This is a genomic window from Actinomadura chibensis NBRC 106107, from assembly GCF_001552135.1.
Classification (GTDB): domain Bacteria; phylum Actinomycetota; class Actinomycetes; order Streptosporangiales; family Streptosporangiaceae; genus Spirillospora; species Spirillospora chibensis.
Genome location: NZ_BCQP01000017.1, coordinates 164090 through 179533, shown reverse-complemented (window position 1 = coordinate 179533; position 15444 = coordinate 164090). Strand labels below are relative to the sequence as shown.

Annotated in this window: 12 protein-coding genes; 8 read left to right on the top strand and 4 right to left on the bottom strand. The window is 71.7% G+C overall.

What is annotated here, in order from left to right; translation table 11 throughout:
• Positions 1-240 precede the first annotated feature (240 nt).
• Together ACH01S_RS11220 and ACH01S_RS11215 are read left to right on the top strand one after the other, a co-directional pair.
• The gene (locus ACH01S_RS11220) at positions 241-828 is read left to right on the top strand and encodes a sigma-70 family RNA polymerase sigma factor (protein ID WP_067889770.1); all 588 of its coding nucleotides are present in this window, start codon (positions 241-243) and stop codon (positions 826-828) included.
• The gene (locus ACH01S_RS11215) at positions 825-1727 is read left to right on the top strand and encodes a hypothetical protein (protein WP_067888983.1); all 903 of its coding nucleotides are present in this window, start codon (positions 825-827) and stop codon (positions 1725-1727) included. Before ACH01S_RS11220 ends, ACH01S_RS11215 begins: the two co-directional genes overlap by 4 nt.
• A gap of 21 nt (positions 1728-1748) precedes the next feature.
• On the opposite strand, the gene ACH01S_RS11210 is transcribed toward ACH01S_RS11215, so the two are convergent.
• Positions 1749-2138 carry a DUF5319 domain-containing protein gene (locus tag ACH01S_RS11210; protein WP_067888980.1) on the bottom strand — a complete coding sequence of 130 codons (390 nt, stop codon included), beginning with the start codon at positions 2136-2138 and terminating at the stop codon, positions 1749-1751.
• Between the two features lie 256 nt (positions 2139-2394).
• On the opposite strand from ACH01S_RS11210, the gene guaB reads away from it, so the two are divergent.
• From guaB to glpD, 3 genes are all read left to right on the top strand, one after another.
• Positions 2395-3891 carry an IMP dehydrogenase gene (gene guaB / locus ACH01S_RS11205; protein WP_067888977.1) on the top strand — a complete coding sequence of 499 codons (1497 nt, stop codon included), beginning with the start codon at positions 2395-2397 and terminating at the stop codon, positions 3889-3891.
• A gap of 603 nt (positions 3892-4494) precedes the next feature.
• Positions 4495-5610, top strand: coding sequence for a GuaB3 family IMP dehydrogenase-related protein (locus ACH01S_RS11200; RefSeq protein WP_067888974.1), 1116 nt, complete (start codon positions 4495-4497; stop codon positions 5608-5610).
• Between the two features lie 107 nt (positions 5611-5717).
• Complete coding sequence (gene glpD / locus ACH01S_RS11195) at positions 5718-7457, top strand: glycerol-3-phosphate dehydrogenase (protein ID WP_067889767.1); 1740 nt, start codon at positions 5718-5720, stop codon at positions 7455-7457.
• Positions 7458-7623: 166 nt separating this feature from the next.
• On the opposite strand, the gene ACH01S_RS11190 is transcribed toward glpD, so the two are convergent.
• Positions 7624-8277, bottom strand: a complete 654-nt coding sequence (locus ACH01S_RS11190; protein ID WP_083980557.1) for a TetR/AcrR family transcriptional regulator — start codon at positions 8275-8277, stop codon at positions 7624-7626.
• Positions 8278-8838: 561 nt separating this feature from the next.
• Here ACH01S_RS11190 and ACH01S_RS11185 point away from each other — a divergent pair.
• Positions 8839-10419 (top strand): succinic semialdehyde dehydrogenase, encoded by a 1581-nt coding sequence (locus ACH01S_RS11185; protein WP_067888971.1) that lies wholly within the window; start codon positions 8839-8841, stop codon positions 10417-10419.
• A 9-nt stretch (positions 10420-10428) separates the two neighbouring features.
• On the top strand, positions 10429-12180 hold the full coding sequence (locus tag ACH01S_RS11180; RefSeq protein WP_067888968.1) for an FAD-dependent oxidoreductase: 1752 nt from the start codon (positions 10429-10431) through the stop codon (positions 12178-12180).
• Between the two features lie 407 nt (positions 12181-12587).
• On the opposite strand, the gene ACH01S_RS11175 is transcribed toward ACH01S_RS11180, so the two are convergent.
• Positions 12588-13487: a zinc metalloprotease gene (locus ACH01S_RS11175; protein WP_067888966.1), complete on the bottom strand. Its 900-nt coding sequence runs from the start codon at positions 13485-13487 to the stop codon at positions 12588-12590.
• Positions 13488-13652: 165 nt separating this feature from the next.
• Here ACH01S_RS11175 and ACH01S_RS11170 point away from each other — a divergent pair, with 165 nt between their 5' ends.
• Positions 13653-14384 (top strand): DNA alkylation repair protein, encoded by a 732-nt coding sequence (locus ACH01S_RS11170; RefSeq protein ID WP_067888963.1) that lies wholly within the window; start codon positions 13653-13655, stop codon positions 14382-14384.
• Here the strand turns inward: ACH01S_RS11170 and ACH01S_RS11165 are convergent.
• On the bottom strand, positions 14381-15340 hold the full coding sequence (locus ACH01S_RS11165; protein ID WP_246236436.1) for a zinc metalloprotease: 960 nt from the start codon (positions 15338-15340) through the stop codon (positions 14381-14383). The two genes, ACH01S_RS11170 and ACH01S_RS11165, sit on opposite strands and share 4 nt — an antisense overlap.
• Between the last annotated feature and the right edge of the window lie 104 nt (positions 15341-15444).

Sequence of the window (15444 nt, the reverse complement as noted above, 5' to 3'; positions counted from 1 at the left end):
TCTGTGGGTAGCCTGTGGATAACCGGGCACGGGGCGCAGCGGACAGACCGCGATGCGTAGTATCCCCAGGGTTCATCCAGCACTGTGACCATTCTGTTGTACTCGGCGGTGGAGACACGCCCGAGACTGCTGGGCATCATGCTTGACGTGACCGAGGGAAGCTACGCCGGGACCATGACCGCGCGCACTGCCGAACCCTCGGGAGGGCTCGCCCCTCCACCCCACGACACCGGCCGTGGGATTCGGGTGCTGCGCGCGGCGAAGGCCGCCGACGGCGATCTCAGGGAATTGACGAACCTCGCCGTCCAGGGCGACCCGGGGGCCATCGAGGCCCTCATCGGCGAGGTGCGGCCGATGATCGTCCGGTACTGCCGGGCCCGGCTCGGCCGGGTGTCCGGGCAGTACCACATCGCGGACGACGTGGCCCAGGAGGTCTGCATCGCCGTCCTGTCCGCCCTGCCCCGCTACCGGGACATGGGGCGGCCGTTCGCGTCCTTCGTCTTCGGCATCGCCGCCCACAAGATCGCGGACGCGCTGCGCAGCGCCGTCCGCGCGGCCGTGCCCACCGAGGACCTCCCGGACGGCCCGGACGACCGGCCCGGGCCGGAGGAGACGGTCGTCCGCTACATCGAGGCGCAGCGCGCCCGCGACCTGCTCACCCGCCTGCCCGAGCACCAGCGCGAACTCGTGCTGCTGCGGGTGGTGGCGGGCTTGTCCGCCGAGGAGACGGGGAACGTCCTCGGCATGTCCGCGGGGGCGGTACGGGTCGCGCAGCACCGGGCCCTCGCCCGGCTCCGGGCCATGGCCAGAGAGGAGTCGATCGCTTGACGGAGCGAGGCCCCCGAACCGGCTCCCGGGGCGCGCCGATCCTCCCCACCGCCGACCTCGGCGCGGTACGGCGCAGCGACGCGATCATCGAGTCCCTGGCGGCGCGGCGGATCGCCGTCCCGTCGGCGGCGGTTCCGGAGGCGGCCGCGCCGGCCGAGGCGTCCGGTCCCGCGACGCCCTGCGGTTCGGCCCCGGCCCCGGCCGGTGGCGCGGCGGAGCGTTCCGGAGGCGAGTGCGGGCGCGGACGGCAGCAGGCCGACGAGCCCGATCCCGCCGTGCGGCTGCTGCGGGCACTGATCATCGACGTGGACGACCAGGGCGCCGGGTGCGAGTCCGGGCCCGAGCCCGCGCCGCCGCCGCCGTCCGGTCCCGGGCCGGGCCCGCGGCGGCGCGGCCCCCGCACGATCGTGGCGCTCGGCGTCGCCGGCGCCGTCCTCGCGGGCAGCGGGGTCGCGGCGGCGGGCGGCGCGGCCGCCGACCACCCCGACGCGGCGGCGCGGGCCCCGCGCGTGACCGGGGTCGCCGACGGGACGGACAAGCACGCCGGCGCCGACATCGAGGCCGTGGCCGAGCGACGGCGCCCGCCGGTCGTCCGCCCCCTGCCGGAGCGGCCCACTGCGCGCAAGCAGGGCGGCGAGACGCGCGAGTACGAGCCGTTCAGGGGACGCCAGCGGCACCCGTTCCCGTTCCCGGACCGTCCGCGCCCGCGGCGCCCGGACGACGAGGGCCGCCCCCCGCTCACCGGGACGACCCCGCTGCGCGGTTCGGACGACCCGTACCCCGGCTACAACGGCTGGCCCGGCTTCACCGGCCCGGGCGAACGCCCCCAGAAGCGCTTCGACCAGTACCGCGACCCCTACGCGGACCCCTACGCCGACCCGTACTCCGGCCGCGACTGACCGCGCGACCCGGCGCGCGGGTCAGTTCTCGTCGTGGCCCTCTTCGCTGTCGATCACGCCGTCGACGTAGCCGCGCGCGTACTCCCAGCTCACGTAGTCGACGGGGTCGGGGGCGAGGGCGGGCTCGTGGACGCGGGGGAGCCCCTGGTCGAGCAGGTGGCGCAGGTTGCCGTGCAGGAGGTCCCAGTCGATGTAGTGGAGCTTGCCGCAGTCGCCGCAGTCGACGGTCAGCCCGCGCACCCCGAGCGGCTCCAGCAGGGCACGGAAGACCTCCAGGTCGGCGAGGTCGGCCAGCACGTCCTCCCGCTCCGTCACGCTGAGCGGAGCGGTGTCGTCGCCGAGGTCGCCGAGCGCCGCCGCCGGATCCTCCGGGTCTCCGGCGAACGGGTCGATCGGAGCGTCGTCGTGCACACCCCCACGCTACTGCCACGCGCCCGGAGTGGTGCACCCCCCTGTCCCCTCCGTGCGCCGGCGATCACGCGGAGTCAACGCCGGAAAGGGACGGGCGGGGGGAATCGACAGGACCGTCCCGCGTGTTGCGGGATGTCACGAAGACCACGCGCCCGCGCCGCGCAACGACCCGTCCGGGCCCGGGGAGAGCCCCTACCATGGGAACAGGGTCCACCATGACCTGGCCCGATGCCGCCACCACCACGGGAAGGTACTCATGAACCCCGCCGCCGAGTCCGACAAGTTCCTCCCGCAGGGCCTGACCTTCGACGACGTGCTCCTGCTGCCGGGGTACTCCGACCTGCAGCCCGGCGAGGCCGACACCTCGACCCGGCTGACCCGCCGGATCTCGCTGCGCATCCCGCTCGTCTCGGCGGCCATGGACACGGTGACCGAGGCCCGCACGGCGGTCGCGATGGCGCGCCAGGGCGGCATCGGCGTCCTGCACCGCAACATGCCGATCGAGGAGCAGGCCGACCAGGCCGACCGGGTGAAGCGCTCCGAGGCCGGGATGATCACCAACCCGGTGACCTGCCTGCCGGACGCGACGCTCGCCGACGTCGAGGAGCTGTGCGCCCGCTACCGGATCTCCGGCGTCCCGGTGACCGACGTGCGGGGCGTGCTGGTCGGCATCGTGACGAACCGGGACATGCGCTTCGAGTCCGACCCGGCCCGTCCGGTCCGCCAGGTGATGACGCCGATGCCGCTGGTCACGGCCCCGGTGGACGTGACGCGCGACGAGGCGTACCGGCTGCTCGCGGGCAACAAGGTCGAGAAGCTCCCGCTGGTGGACGCCGACGGACGCCTCAAGGGCCTGATCACCACCAAGGACTTCACCAAGAGCGAGCAGTACCCGCACTCCACCAAGGACGCGGACGGGCGCCTGCTCGTCGCCGCCGCGGTCGGCGTCGGCGAGGACGCGATCGCCCGCGCCCGCGCGCTCATCGAGGCGGGCGCCGACGTGATCGTGGTGGACACGGCGCACGGCCACTCCAAGGGCGTCGCCGACACGATCGCGACGATCAAGGCGGGCTCCGGGGTCGAGGTCGTCGGCGGCAACGTCGCCACCTACGCGGGCGCGAAACTGCTGGTGGACGCGGGCGCCGACGCGGTCAAGGTCGGCGTCGGGCCCGGCTCGATCTGTACCACCCGGATCGTCGCGGGCGTCGGCGTCCCGCAGCTCACCGCGATCTCCGAGGCGGCCCGCGCGGCGCGGGAGGCGGGCGTCCCGGTGATCGGCGACGGCGGCCTCCAGTACTCCGGCGACATCGCGAAGGCCCTGGTCGCGGGCGCGGACACGGTGATGCTCGGGTCGCTGCTCGCCGGGGTGGAGGAGTCGCCGGGCGAGCTGATCTTCGTCCACGGCAAGCAGTACAAGTCGTACCGGGGCATGGGGTCGCTCGGCGCGATGCGCAACCGGGAGCGCGGCGCGTCGTTCTCCAAGGACCGGTACGCGCAGGCGGACGTGTCCGCCGAGGAGAAGCTGATCCCGGAGGGCGTCGAGGGCCAGGTGCCCTACCGCGGGCCGCTCGCCAACGTCGCGCACCAGCTCGTCGGCGGCCTGCACCAGTCGATGTGGTACGCGGGCACCCGCACGATCCCCGAACTGCAGGAACGCGGCCAGCTCATGCGAATCAGCGCCGCCGGCCTACGCGAAAGCCACCCCCACGACATCCAAATGACCGTAGAAGCCCCCAACTACCAGGGCCGCTAACCCCAACCCCCAGACCCACCACGCCCAAGCACCAAGCCGCCAGGCCCGCCGCCGCGTCCAACCGCCGAGCTGTCGGGGTCGAGCGCGGGGGGCCGTTGGCGGCCCCAAGCCCCGTGCCGCCGCCGCATCCAAGCGCGCCAGAGCCGCTGAGGCCGCTCGCGGGGGCCGCTGGCGCATCCGAGCACCAGGACGGCCGCCGCGTCCAAGCAGCAGGACCGCCGCGTCCAAGCGCCGGAGCCGCTGGGGCCCGATCGCCGGGGGGCTGGCCGTCCAAGGGCTAGGACGGCCGCCGCGTCCAAGCGCCGGGGCCGTTGGGGGACGATAGCCGGGGCCGTTGGCGCGTCCAAGGGCAACGCTGGCGCTCCTGGGTCTTGTGGGCCTTTCGTGGGGCCTTGCGGCCGTCCCCGCGGGATGGCTGGTCTTTTCGCGTCCACGCGGGCTTGCGGGTTTTTGCGTTCGGGCGGGGTTGTGGCGGCCGGTCGGGCGTCTGGGGAGGCGCGGTAGCTCGGTGCGGGTGGGGCTGACGTAAGCTCGTCCGGGGCTCGTTCCCGCCGCCTGCGGGAACACCGGACCACGTGGAGGAAGGGCGCAGTGGCTGCTGAGGTGGAGATCGGCCGGGGCAAGAGCGGCCGACGGGCGTACGCCTTCGACGACATCGGCATCGTGCCGTCGCGGCGGACGCGCGACCCCGAGGAGGTCAGCGTCGCCTGGCAGATCGACGCCTACCGGTTCGACATCCCGCTGGTCGTCGCGCCGATGGACAGCGTCGTCAGCCCGGCCACCGCGATCGCGGTCGGACGGCTCGGCGGGCTCGCCGTCCTCGACCTCGAAGGGCTGTGGACGCGCTACGAGAACCCCGAGCCGCTGCTCGCCGAGATCGCCTCGCTGGACACCGTCCGCGCCACCCAGCGCCTCCAGGACATCTACACCGAGCCGATCAAGGAGGAGCTGATCGGCCGCCGGATCGCGGAGGTCCGCGAGGCCGGGGTGACCGTCGCGGCGCGGTTGTCGCCGCAGCGCACCGCCCAGTTCCACAAGGCCGTGATCGACGCGGGCGTCGACCTGTTCGTCATCCGCGGGACGACCGTGTCCGCCGAGCACGTGTCGAGCCGCGCCGAGCCGCTGAACCTCAAGCAGTTCATCTACGACCTGGACGTCCCCGTCATCGTCGGCGGCTGCTCCACGTACACGGCCGCGCTGCACCTGATGCGCACCGGCGCGGCGGGGGTGCTCGTCGGGTTCGGCGGCGGGTCCGGGCACACGACGCGGACCGTCCTCGGCGTCGCCGTGCCGATGGCGACCGCCGTCGCGGACGTGGCCGCCGCCCGCCGCGACTACATGGACGAGTCCGGCGGACGCTACGTCCACGTCATCGCCGACGGCGGGATGGTCAACAGCGGCGACATCGCGAAGGCGTTCGCGTGCGGGTCCGACGCGGTCATGGTCGGGTCCCCGTTCGCCCGCTCCACCGAGGCGCCGGGACGCGGCTACCACTGGGGCAGCGAGGCGCATCACGGCGACGTCCCGCGCGGCACCCGCCTCGAACTCGGCACGATCGGCACGATGGAGCAGATCCTGTTCGGCCCGTCCCGGGTCGCCGACGGCTCGATGAACCTGATCGGCGCGCTGCGCCGCGCGATGGCGACGTCCGGATACACGGAGCTCAAGGAGTTCCAGCGGGTGCAGGTCGTCGTGGCCCACCGCAAGTCGAGCGACTGAGGACGGCTGAGAGCGAACCCACGCAGAATTGGTCGTTCCCAGTGTGGGGCCTTCCCTACTCTTGGGTAGGTAACGCTCGGAAACCGACCGCTGTGGGGGGAATCGCGATGACGGGATCACCTGTGACGGGGCTGGGGACCTCCCGGCTGGGTCCGGCCGAACGGGCGGCGTCGCTCGATCGGATGGCCCGCGAGGAGTTCGACGTCGTCGTCGTGGGCGGCGGCATCGTCGGCGCGGGCGCGGCGCTCGACGCGGCGACGCGGGGCCTGTCCGTCGCGGTGGTCGAGGCGCGGGACTTCGCCTCGGGGACGTCGTCGCGGTCGTCCAAGCTGATCCACGGCGGGCTGCGGTACCTGGAGCAGTACAACTTCGACCTCGTCCGGGAGGCGCTCACCGAGCGCGGCCACCTCCTGCAGCAGATCGCGCCGCATCTGGTGCGCCCCGTCCCGTTCATCCTGCCGACGACGCACCGCGTGTGGGAGCGCGCGTACTTCGGCGCGGGCGTGGCGCTGTACGACGTGCTGGCGTTCCAGATGGGCAACACGCGGGGCGTCCCGCACCACCGGCACCTGACCAGGCGCGGCGCGCTGCGGCTCGCGCCGTCCCTGCGCAAGGACGCCTTCGTCGGCGCCATCCAGCTCTGGGACGCGCAGGTCGACGACGCCCGCTTCGTCATGACGGCGCTGCGCACGGCCGCCGAGTACGGGGCGCAGATCGCGTCCCGCACCCAGTGCCTCGGCTTCCTGCGCGAGGGCGAGCGGGTGACGGGCCTGCGCATCCGCGACCTGGAGGGCAACACGACCAGCGAGGTGCGCGCCAAGCAGGTCGTCAACGCCACCGGCGTCTGGACGGACGACATCCAGCAGCTCGTCGGCGGCCGCGGGCAGATCCACGTGAAGGCGTCCAAGGGGATCCACCTCGTCGTCCCGAAGGACCGCATCCACTCCGCGACCGGCATCCTGCTGCGCACGGAGAAGTCGGTCCTGTTCGTGATCCCGTGGGGGCGGCACTGGATCATCGGCACCACCGACACGGCCTGGGACCTCGACAAGGCCCACCCCGCCGCGTCGAAGGCCGACATCGACTACGTGCTGGACCACGTCAACTCCGTGCTCACCACACCCCTCACCCACGACGATGTCGAAGGCGTGTACGCGGGGCTCCGTCCGCTCCTCACCGGCGAGACCGAGGAGACGTCGAAGCTGTCCCGCGAGCACGTCGTGGCGCATCCCGTCCCCGGGTTGGTGCTGGTCGCGGGCGGCAAGTACACGACGTACCGGGTCATGGCGAAGGACGCCATCGACGCCGTCGCGCACGGCCTCGACGGCAAGATCCCGGAGTCGTGCACGGACCGCGTCCCGCTCGTCGGCGGCGACGGTTTCCAGGCCATGTGGAACGCCCGGCACCGGCTGGCGTCCCGCTCCGGCCTGCACGTCGCCCGCATCGAGCACCTCCTGCGCCGCTACGGGACGCTCGTGGACGACCTCCTCGCGCTGATCGCCGAGAAGCCCGACCTCGGCAAGCCGCTGGCCGGGGCCGAGGACTACCTGCGGGCCGAGATCGTTTACGCCGCGTCCCACGAGGGCGCCCGCCATCTGAACGACGTCCTGGCCCGCCGTACCCGCATCTCCATCGAGACCTGGGACCGCGGCGTCGGCGCCGCCCAGGAGGCCGCCGACCTGCTCGCCCCCGTCCTCGGCTGGTCCAAGAAGCAGCGCGACCGCGAGATCGAGTACTACCGCAAGCGCGTCGAGGCCGAACGCGCCTCCCAGACCCAGGAAGACGACCAGGAAGCCGACGCCCGCCGCCGCGGCGCCCCCGACATAGTCCCCACCACGGCCCCGTAGCCGCGCCGCCGCCCCCGCAGTGAGTGCTTGATGTGGGGAGCACTCAACACAGGGTGTTCGGCGTGGGGGCGGCGGGGTGGGTGTTCGAGGTGGGGGCCACCGCCGTCTCCACCGCGCTCGACACCACGACCGGGAGCCCGCACGCCTCCGCCACCCGCAGCGCGGGTCAGGGGGTGCCGAGCATTAGGGTTTTGCCGGTTTTGTAGAGGTCGGCGGGGACGCGGGCCGGGTCGAGCAGGTGTTGGAAGGCGAGGCCCAGGTCGAGGGCCACGGCCAAGGCGGCGCGGTCGTCGGCGGCGATGCCGTCGGCGGGTTCGAGTTCGCTCGCCATCTGGGCGCGGCGTTCGGCGTACCAGTCGGCGATGCGCCAACCGGCCGCGTAGTCGCGCATGCCGTAGAGCCAGAACTCGACGAGGAGGAGGGCGAGGCGGCGTGGACGGTCGTCGGGGGCATGGCGGTTGGGACGGTCCGTGGGGTCGGCGTCCTCCTCCGCTGTGCGGATCTCGTCGCAGACGTCGCTGCAGGACGGATCGCTGGTGAAGCGCTCCATCAGGGCCAGGAGCAGGTCGGTCTTGCCCGCGAAGTTGGAGTAGACGGCGCCCTTGGTGAGACCCGCGGCCGCCGCGATGTCGTCGAGAGAGGCGCCGTGGATTCCGCGTTCCGCCCAGAGGCGCTCGGCGGCGGTGAGCAGGGCGGTGCGGGTCTGCTCGCGGCGGTCGCGGCGCGGCGGAGTGCCGCCGCCGGACGATCGCGGAGTGCGGTGGTCGCCCGCCCCGGTCGAGTCACCCTCGGGCCGGTTGTCACCGTGGGCGTCCGTCATGTGCTGTCCCTCCCAGTGTGGCCTGTGATACGCCCCTCGCCCCCTTGCGCCGCGCCCCCCGGATCCCCGCCGCCCCCGCTTCTTCCAGTCCCCCCAGCCGCCTCCGACCCCCGGGACGCCGCTCCTCCAGGCGGGAGTCCCCCGCGCCGTGTCCCGGACGCCTGCCTCAGGTCGGATGGGCTGGTCCTGATCGTGCTCCACCCTCCGATCAAGCCCCCGCCATCTCCAGTGGGAAGGACCCTTGGGCTTTGGGCCGGTCTTCGGGCCTCTGGGGTGGTCGGCTGGGCCTGGTGGCTGGGTGGTGTGTCGTGGTTGGTGAGCTTTGGTTCTCCTGGGACGGGGGCGGGTGGCGTGGGTGTGGGGCGAGAATCTCTCTTCGGAATACACCGGGCGGGCATGGTCAGTCCGTAGGTTGCGTAATTCGACCTGGGTTGGAACGGTCCGGTCACGGTGCGGTGTCAGCGCGGGGCCGGGACCGCCTCGGCGAGTGGGGCACATCACTTCCCGGGCTGCGTTACTTGCGGGTAGCCAAGAGTGGGCGGGGGGTCATACGCTGCCTGTATGGCAACCCCGACGGTCTCCGCCGAAGGCGCGGCGGAGCGCACGCTGCCGCAGACTCTGATCGACCGGCTGGTCTCGCATGTGGTGTCGGACGGAGCCGATACCGCGACGATCTCCGCGCCGTTCACCGGTGCGCCTCTCGCGACCGTTCCGCTGTCCAGCGCCGACGACGTCCGGAAGGCGTACGAGCGGGCGCGGGCGGCGCAGCGCGCCTGGGGGGCGCTACCGGCCGCGGAGCGGGTCAAGCCGTTCCTGCGGCTGGCGAACGCGCTGGTCGACCGGCGCGCGGAGATCCTCGACGTCATCCAGTTGGAGACCGGCAAGGCGCGCCGCCATGCGATGGAGGAGTTCCTCGACGTGGCGCTCTGCTCGCTCTACTACGCGCGGCGGGCCCCGAAGCTGCTGAAGCCGCGGCGCAGGCAGGGCATGATGCCGGGGCTGACGCGCGTCCACGAGTTGCGGCATCCGAAGGGCGTCGTCGCGCTGATCGCGCCTTGGAATTATCCGTTCGCGCTGGGGGCGAGTGATATCGCGCCCGCGCTGATGGCGGGGAACGCGGTGATCCACAAGCCGGACACGCAAACCTGCCTGTCCAGCTTGTGGGTGCTCGACCTGCTGATCGAGCTCGGGCTGCCGCGTGATCTGTGGCAGATCGTCGTGGGCGACCCGGCCGACATCGGCGACCCGCTGGTGGAGAACGCCGACTACGTGTCGTTCACCGGGTCGACGCGCGGCGGGAAGGCGATCGCGGAGAAGGTCGCGCCTCGGCTCGTCGGGTATTCGCTGGAGCTCGGCGGCAAGAACCCGATGATCGTCCTGCCGGACGCGGACGTGGAGCGCACCGCGCGGGGCGCCGTCCGCGCGTGCTTCACCAACGCCGGGCAGCTCTGCATCTCGATCGAGCGGATGTACGTGCACGAAGACATCTACGACCGGTTCGTCGCCCGGTTCGTCGAGCTGGTGAAGGGGATGCGGCTCGGCGCCGGGCTGGACTTCGAGGCCGAGATGGGGTCGTTGACCTACCAGCGGCAGTTGGACGCCGTCACCCGGCATGTCGACCAGGCCGTGGAGGCGGGGGCGACCGTTCTGGCCGGGGGCAAGGCCCGTCCGGACATCGGGCCGCTGTTCTACGAGCCGACCGTCCTCGCGGACGTCGACGGCGATATGGATCTCTGCGCCAACGAGACGTTCGGGCCGGTGGTCGCGGTCTACAAGTACCGGGACGAGGACGAGGTCGTCGCGCGGGCGAACGACACGCCTTATGGCCTCAACGCGTCGGTGTGGACGAAGGATCTGGCGAAGGGCCGCCGTCTCGCCGCCCGCATCCAGGCGGGGACGGTCAACATCAACGACGGGTACGGCGCGGCCTACGCGTCCTACGACTCGCCCATGGGCGGGATGAAGCAGTCCGGTGTGGGACGGCGGCACGGGGCCGAGGGGCTGCTGAAGTTCACCGAGGCGCAGACGGTCGCGAGCCAGCACATCATGGACCTGGAACCGCCGGGCGCGATCGGCTACGACAAGTTCGCCGACATGATGGCGACCGGGATCAAGCTCATGAAGAAGCTGCGGATCAAGTAGGGATCTCCCGTGAAGCATGACTTCGACGTGCTCGTGATCGGGTCGGGGTTCGGCGGCAGCGTGTCGGCGCTGCGGCTGACCGAGAAGGGCTACCGGGTCGGGGTGATCGAGGCGGGCCGCCGCTTCGACACGAACCCGTCCGGGGCGCCGGGGTCGCGGTATCCGGCGCTGCCCAAGACGAACTGGCGCATCGCCCGCTACCTGTGGGCGCCCGCGCTCGGGTTCACCGGCATCCAGCGGATGCACCTCATCCGCGGGGCGAAGTCGAGCCGGGTGCTGGTGCTCGCCGGCGCGGGCGTCGGCGGCGGCTCGCTCAACTACGCCAACACCCTGTACGTCCCGCCGGAGCCGTTCTTCAAGGACCGGCAGTGGGCGCACATCACCGACTGGCAGGACGAGCTGGCCCCCTACTACGAGCAGGCGAAGCGCATGCTCGGCGTTGTGCGGAACCGGACGACCACCGAGGCCGACAAGGTCATGAAGCGCGTCGCCGACCGGATGGGCAAGGGCGACACGTTCGTCAAGACGCCGGTCGGCGTGTTCTTCGGACGCGGCGCCGGGGTGGAGAGCGCCGACCCGTACTTCGGCGGCGCGGGCCCGCGGCGGCGCGGCTGCCTGGAGTGCGGCGAGTGCATGACGGGCTGCCGCCACGGCGCGAAGAACATGCTCACGGAGAACTACCTGTACCTGGCGGAGAAGGCGGGCGCGCGGGTGATGCCGCTCAGCCGCGTCACGTCCGTCAGGCCGCGGCGCGGCGGCGGCTACGAGGTCGAGATCGTCCGGACGGGTTCGTTCGGCCGCAACCGCAAGACGCTCACCGCCGAGCAGGTCGTGTTCGCCGCCGGGACGTACGGGACGCAGAAGCTTCTGCACAAGCTGAAGGCGACGGGCGCGCTGCCGCGGCTGTCGGACCGGCTCGGCGCGCTGACCCGCACCAACTCGGAGGCGATCCTCGGCGGCGGGCGGGCGAACGGCAAGCCGGGGCCCGACTTCTCCAAGGGCGTCGCGATCACGTCGTCGTTCCACCCCGCGCCGGACACGCACATCGAGCCCGTCCGGTACGGGCGCGGCTCCAACCTGCTCGCCGGTCTGCAGACCCTGCTCGTGGACGGCGATCGTCCGGGCGAGAGGCACAAGCCCCGCCTGCTGAAGTTCGTCCGCGAGGCGGTGCGCCGCCCGCGCGACCTGATGCAGCTCGCGGACCTGCGCCACTGGTCGGAGCGGACGGTCATCGCGCTGGTCATGCAGACCCGCGACAACTCGATCACGCTGCGCCCGAAGAAGGGCCCGTTCGGCTGGGACGTCCACGCGTCCGCCGGGCACGGCGAGCCGAACCCGACGTGGATCCCGGAGGGGCACGAGGCGACCCGGCTGATCGCCGACGAGATCGGCGGGATGGCGGGCGGCACCTGGGGCGACCTGTTCGACGTCCCGATGACGGCGCACTTCCTCGGCGGGTGCGCGATCGGCGACTCGGCGGAGACCGGCGTGATCGACGCCTATCACCGCGTGTACGGGCACCCCGGCCTGCATGTCGTGGACGGCTCCGCCGTCTCCGCAAACCTGGGCGTCAACCCGTCGCTGACCATCACGGCGCAGGCCGAGCGCGCCATGTCGCTCTGGCCCAACCGGTCGGAGGACGACCTCCGCCCCGCGCTGGGCGAGCCGTACCGGCGGCTCAGCCCCGTCCCGCCGAAGAACCCGGCCGTCCCGGCCGACGCGCCGGGGGCGCTGAAGCTCCCGATCATCGACATCACCTGACGCCGCCGTCCCCGCCGTCCCCGCTGACTCCGCCATCGCCGCCGCCTCCCCGAGCCGAACCCAACTCCTGAATTCTCGGCGGGGCGGCGACGGCACGGCACTAGAACGAGATTCTGTGGACAACGGGCCAACGGCCCCTGCGGAAGCGCAGCGCCAGGACCAAGGCTGACCGCCCAAGGGCTGCCACCTCCAAGGTCGTCGAGTTCGGCGGCAGCGTCTACGTCCCGCGTTAAGCCGCGCCCCTGGCGACAGGCGTACGCCGACCAGGGGACGCCCCAGGCCGGGCCCGTACGGGACGTACGCACAGCTAGCGCAGAACGGGCCGGGTGGGCTCGTTGGGCCCACCCGGCCCGTTCTACCGGGGGTTGATCGGTCGGACGGTCAGGGACGCCCGGCCGGGACGCGGGTCAGCTTCCTGACGCGCGGTACGCGGACCACTGGCTCTGCATGCGCGCCGTCTGGCCCGCCGTGAACTCGGTCATGCACGAGTCGTAGCTGTAGTCCATGTAGTTGTGGATCGGGTCCACCCCGGGCGAGGTGCAGGTGTCGCGGCCGGTGGGGCAGCCGGAGGCCGGGCTCTGCTCGGCGGGCGTGTCGGAGACCTCGTCTCCAGCGCCCGTGCAGCCGCCCTGGAACGTGTGGTACAGCCCCATCCAGTGACCCACTTCGTGGGTGCCGGTGTCGCCTTCGTTGTAGTTGCTGAGGGAGCCGCCCGGCACGCTCTGGTAGTGGATGACCACGCCGTCCATCTTGGGCTGCGAGCGGTAGCTGCTCGGGAACGTGGCCCAGCCGAGGAGGCTGTTGCCCAGGTCGGCGGTGTAGAAGTTGAGGTCCTGGGCGTTGCCGACATGCAGGGCGTTCTTCATGGCGGCTTCGTTGGCCTGCGGGTCGGAGAACCAGGCGGCGTTCTGCGTCCGCTTGATCTCGGCCAGGGTGAACGTCACACCGCTGCCCGCGTAGGCCTGGTTCATGACGTCGATCTGCTTGTTCAGGGTCGCGTCGGGCACGTTCCCCGCACTGCCGTAGACGACCTGGAAGTGCACGCGGACGGTGATGGCCGAGGTCTTCTTGTTCCGCAGCTTGCTGAGGCGGTTCTGGAAGTCCTTCTCCATCGCCGCGACCTGGGCCGTCCCAGGCTGGTTGGGTTCGACGGCGTGGGTCCCGGCGCGGACGCGGGCCGCCGACGACTGGTCGGCGCACAGGTTGGACGGTGCCGAAGGCGCCGCGAGGGTGGCGGGGGCGGTGGGGGCGTACGTCGTGACGGCTGCGGCCAGACCGAGAACGGCCGCGATTCCGGCGCGTTTCATGAAACTCCTTGGGGGTGACGCGAGCGGGAGCGCGCGCAGGGGAGCGGAGTCATCGCTGGAACCAGCCTGGATGCGAACAACCGAGGCGTCTTTGGCAAACCTGAACGAATCGGGTCGCTCAACGCTGAATGCGGCAACCTAGCGTCGCCGCGTAGCGTGACCCGCATGGACGTCGACGGGGAAGTGGAACGACTCCTGGCCGAATTTCGGGCACAGGCCGACCCGGTGCGGGCAGAGAGCGAGAAGCGCTATCTGAAGAGTGACTTCACCCATATCGGCGTCCCCGTCCCGGCCCTGCGGAAGGTCGCGCTGTCGGCGGTGAAGGCCAGGCCGACGCGGGACGAACTCGTCGCGCTGGCGGAGAGGCTCTGGGACGTGACCGACCAGGGCCGTCCCGTGCATGAGGCGCGCATGGCCGCGATCGTGGTTCTCGTCAAGCGGGCGGCCCTCCTGGAGCCGCCCGACCTGGCCCTGGGCGAACGCCTTATCCGTGACTCGTCGGGCTGGGTGTACGTGGACTATCTGGCCGAGAAAATCGTCGGCGGCCTGGTCGTCCGGTATCCCGACCTGGGGACGGTCCTGGACGCCTGGGTCAGCGACCCCTACATGTGGATACGCCGGACGGCGATGCTGGCCCTGCTCGCGGGCGTCCGCGCGGGAACCCCGGATCTGGACAGGATCGACCGGTTCGGGGACGCGCTCATCGGCGAAAAGGAGTTCTTCATCCGCAAGGCCCTCGGGTGGGTGTTGCGGGAGCTGTCGAAGAAGGACCCGGAGTGGGTGGCGGCCTGGGTCGAGCCACGCGTGGACGTCATGTCGGGCGTCACGCTAAGGGAGGCAGTCCGAAGACTGCCTCCCGAAGACGCGAAACGCATCACCGACCGGAAGAAGCGCTAGGCGCGGTAGGCCGTCCACACGTTGTGGATACGGCCGCCCTGCCCGGCGGTGAAGGACGTCATGCACGTGTCGTAGCTGTAGTCCATGTAGTTGTGGATGGGGTCCTCACCACTGGACGGGCACGTGTCCTTACCGGCGGGGCAGCCGTTGGTGGGGTCGCGCTCGGCGGGGGTGTCGGCGACGCGGTCGCCCTGGCCTCCGCAGCCGTCCTGGAACGTGTGGTAGAGCCCGAGCCAGTGGCCGACCTCGTGCGTGGCGCTGAACCCCTTGTTGAAGTTCTCGATGGATCCGCCCGGCATGCTGCCGTAGTGGATGGTGACGCCGTCCATCTTGGGCTCGGACTGGTACTTCCAGGGGAAGGTCGACCAGCCGAGGAGGTCGCCCCCGATACGCGCGCTGTAGAGGTTCAGTGTGTTCTTGCCGCCCTGCCGCAGTCTGGGCTTGTACGTCCTCTCGTAGCGTTCGGGGTCGTTGAACCAGTCCGCGTTGTCGGTACGGGTCACGGCTCGCAGGGTGAACGAGACGCGGGTGTTCGCCCCTCCGTTCCGTCCGCCGTAGGACGCGTTCATCGTGTCGATCTGGCTCGATATCGTCGCGGCGGACACGTTGCCCGCCGAACCGTCGTGCAGCACATGGAAGTAGACGGGAATGCTGATCGCCGCGGCGCCGCGCAGGTCCCGGCCGGTCGACTGCCCGCGCGGGTTCTCGGTGGGGGCGAGGCCGAGGCCGTCCAGGATCCGGTTGAGGTTCTGCTCCACGTCGGCGGCCTGCTCCAGGGAGAGGTCGTTGCGGTCCCTGCCGTGCGCGCCGGGCCGCAGCCGCGCGTTGGCGGGGGACGCGTCGGCCTTGACGCAGTCGCCCCTGCGCGCCGCCACCGGCCCCGGGGGCGAGGCGGTGGTGGACGGCAGCGCCGGTACGGCGGCGGCGAGCAGGACGGTTGCGGCGAGCAGCTTCACGGCACTCCTAGGGAGGACGCTTGCGGACGGGAACGAAATGAACACAGCGCGTCATCAACAGGTATCAGAGCGAAGTCCTGCCGCGAGTGTGATCAAGGTAAATG

Bases quoted from the DNA above. Each gene is read 5' to 3' on its own strand.
- glpD (WP_067889767.1), top strand. From the start codon at position 5,718: ATGACGGGATCACCTGTGACGGGGCTGGGGACCTCCCGGCTGGGTCCG.
- ACH01S_RS11170 (WP_067888963.1), top strand. From the start codon at position 13,653: ATGGACGTCGACGGGGAAGTGGAACGACTCCTGGCCGAATTTCGGGCA.
- ACH01S_RS11175 (WP_067888966.1), bottom strand. From the start codon at position 13,487: ATGAAACGCGCCGGAATCGCGGCCGTTCTCGGTCTGGCCGCAGCCGTC.
- guaB (WP_067888977.1), top strand. From the start codon at position 2,395: ATGAACCCCGCCGCCGAGTCCGACAAGTTCCTCCCGCAGGGCCTGACC.
- ACH01S_RS11185 (WP_067888971.1), top strand. From the start codon at position 8,839: ATGGCAACCCCGACGGTCTCCGCCGAAGGCGCGGCGGAGCGCACGCTG.
- ACH01S_RS11190 (WP_083980557.1), bottom strand. From the start codon at position 8,277: ATGACGGACGCCCACGGTGACAACCGGCCCGAGGGTGACTCGACCGGG.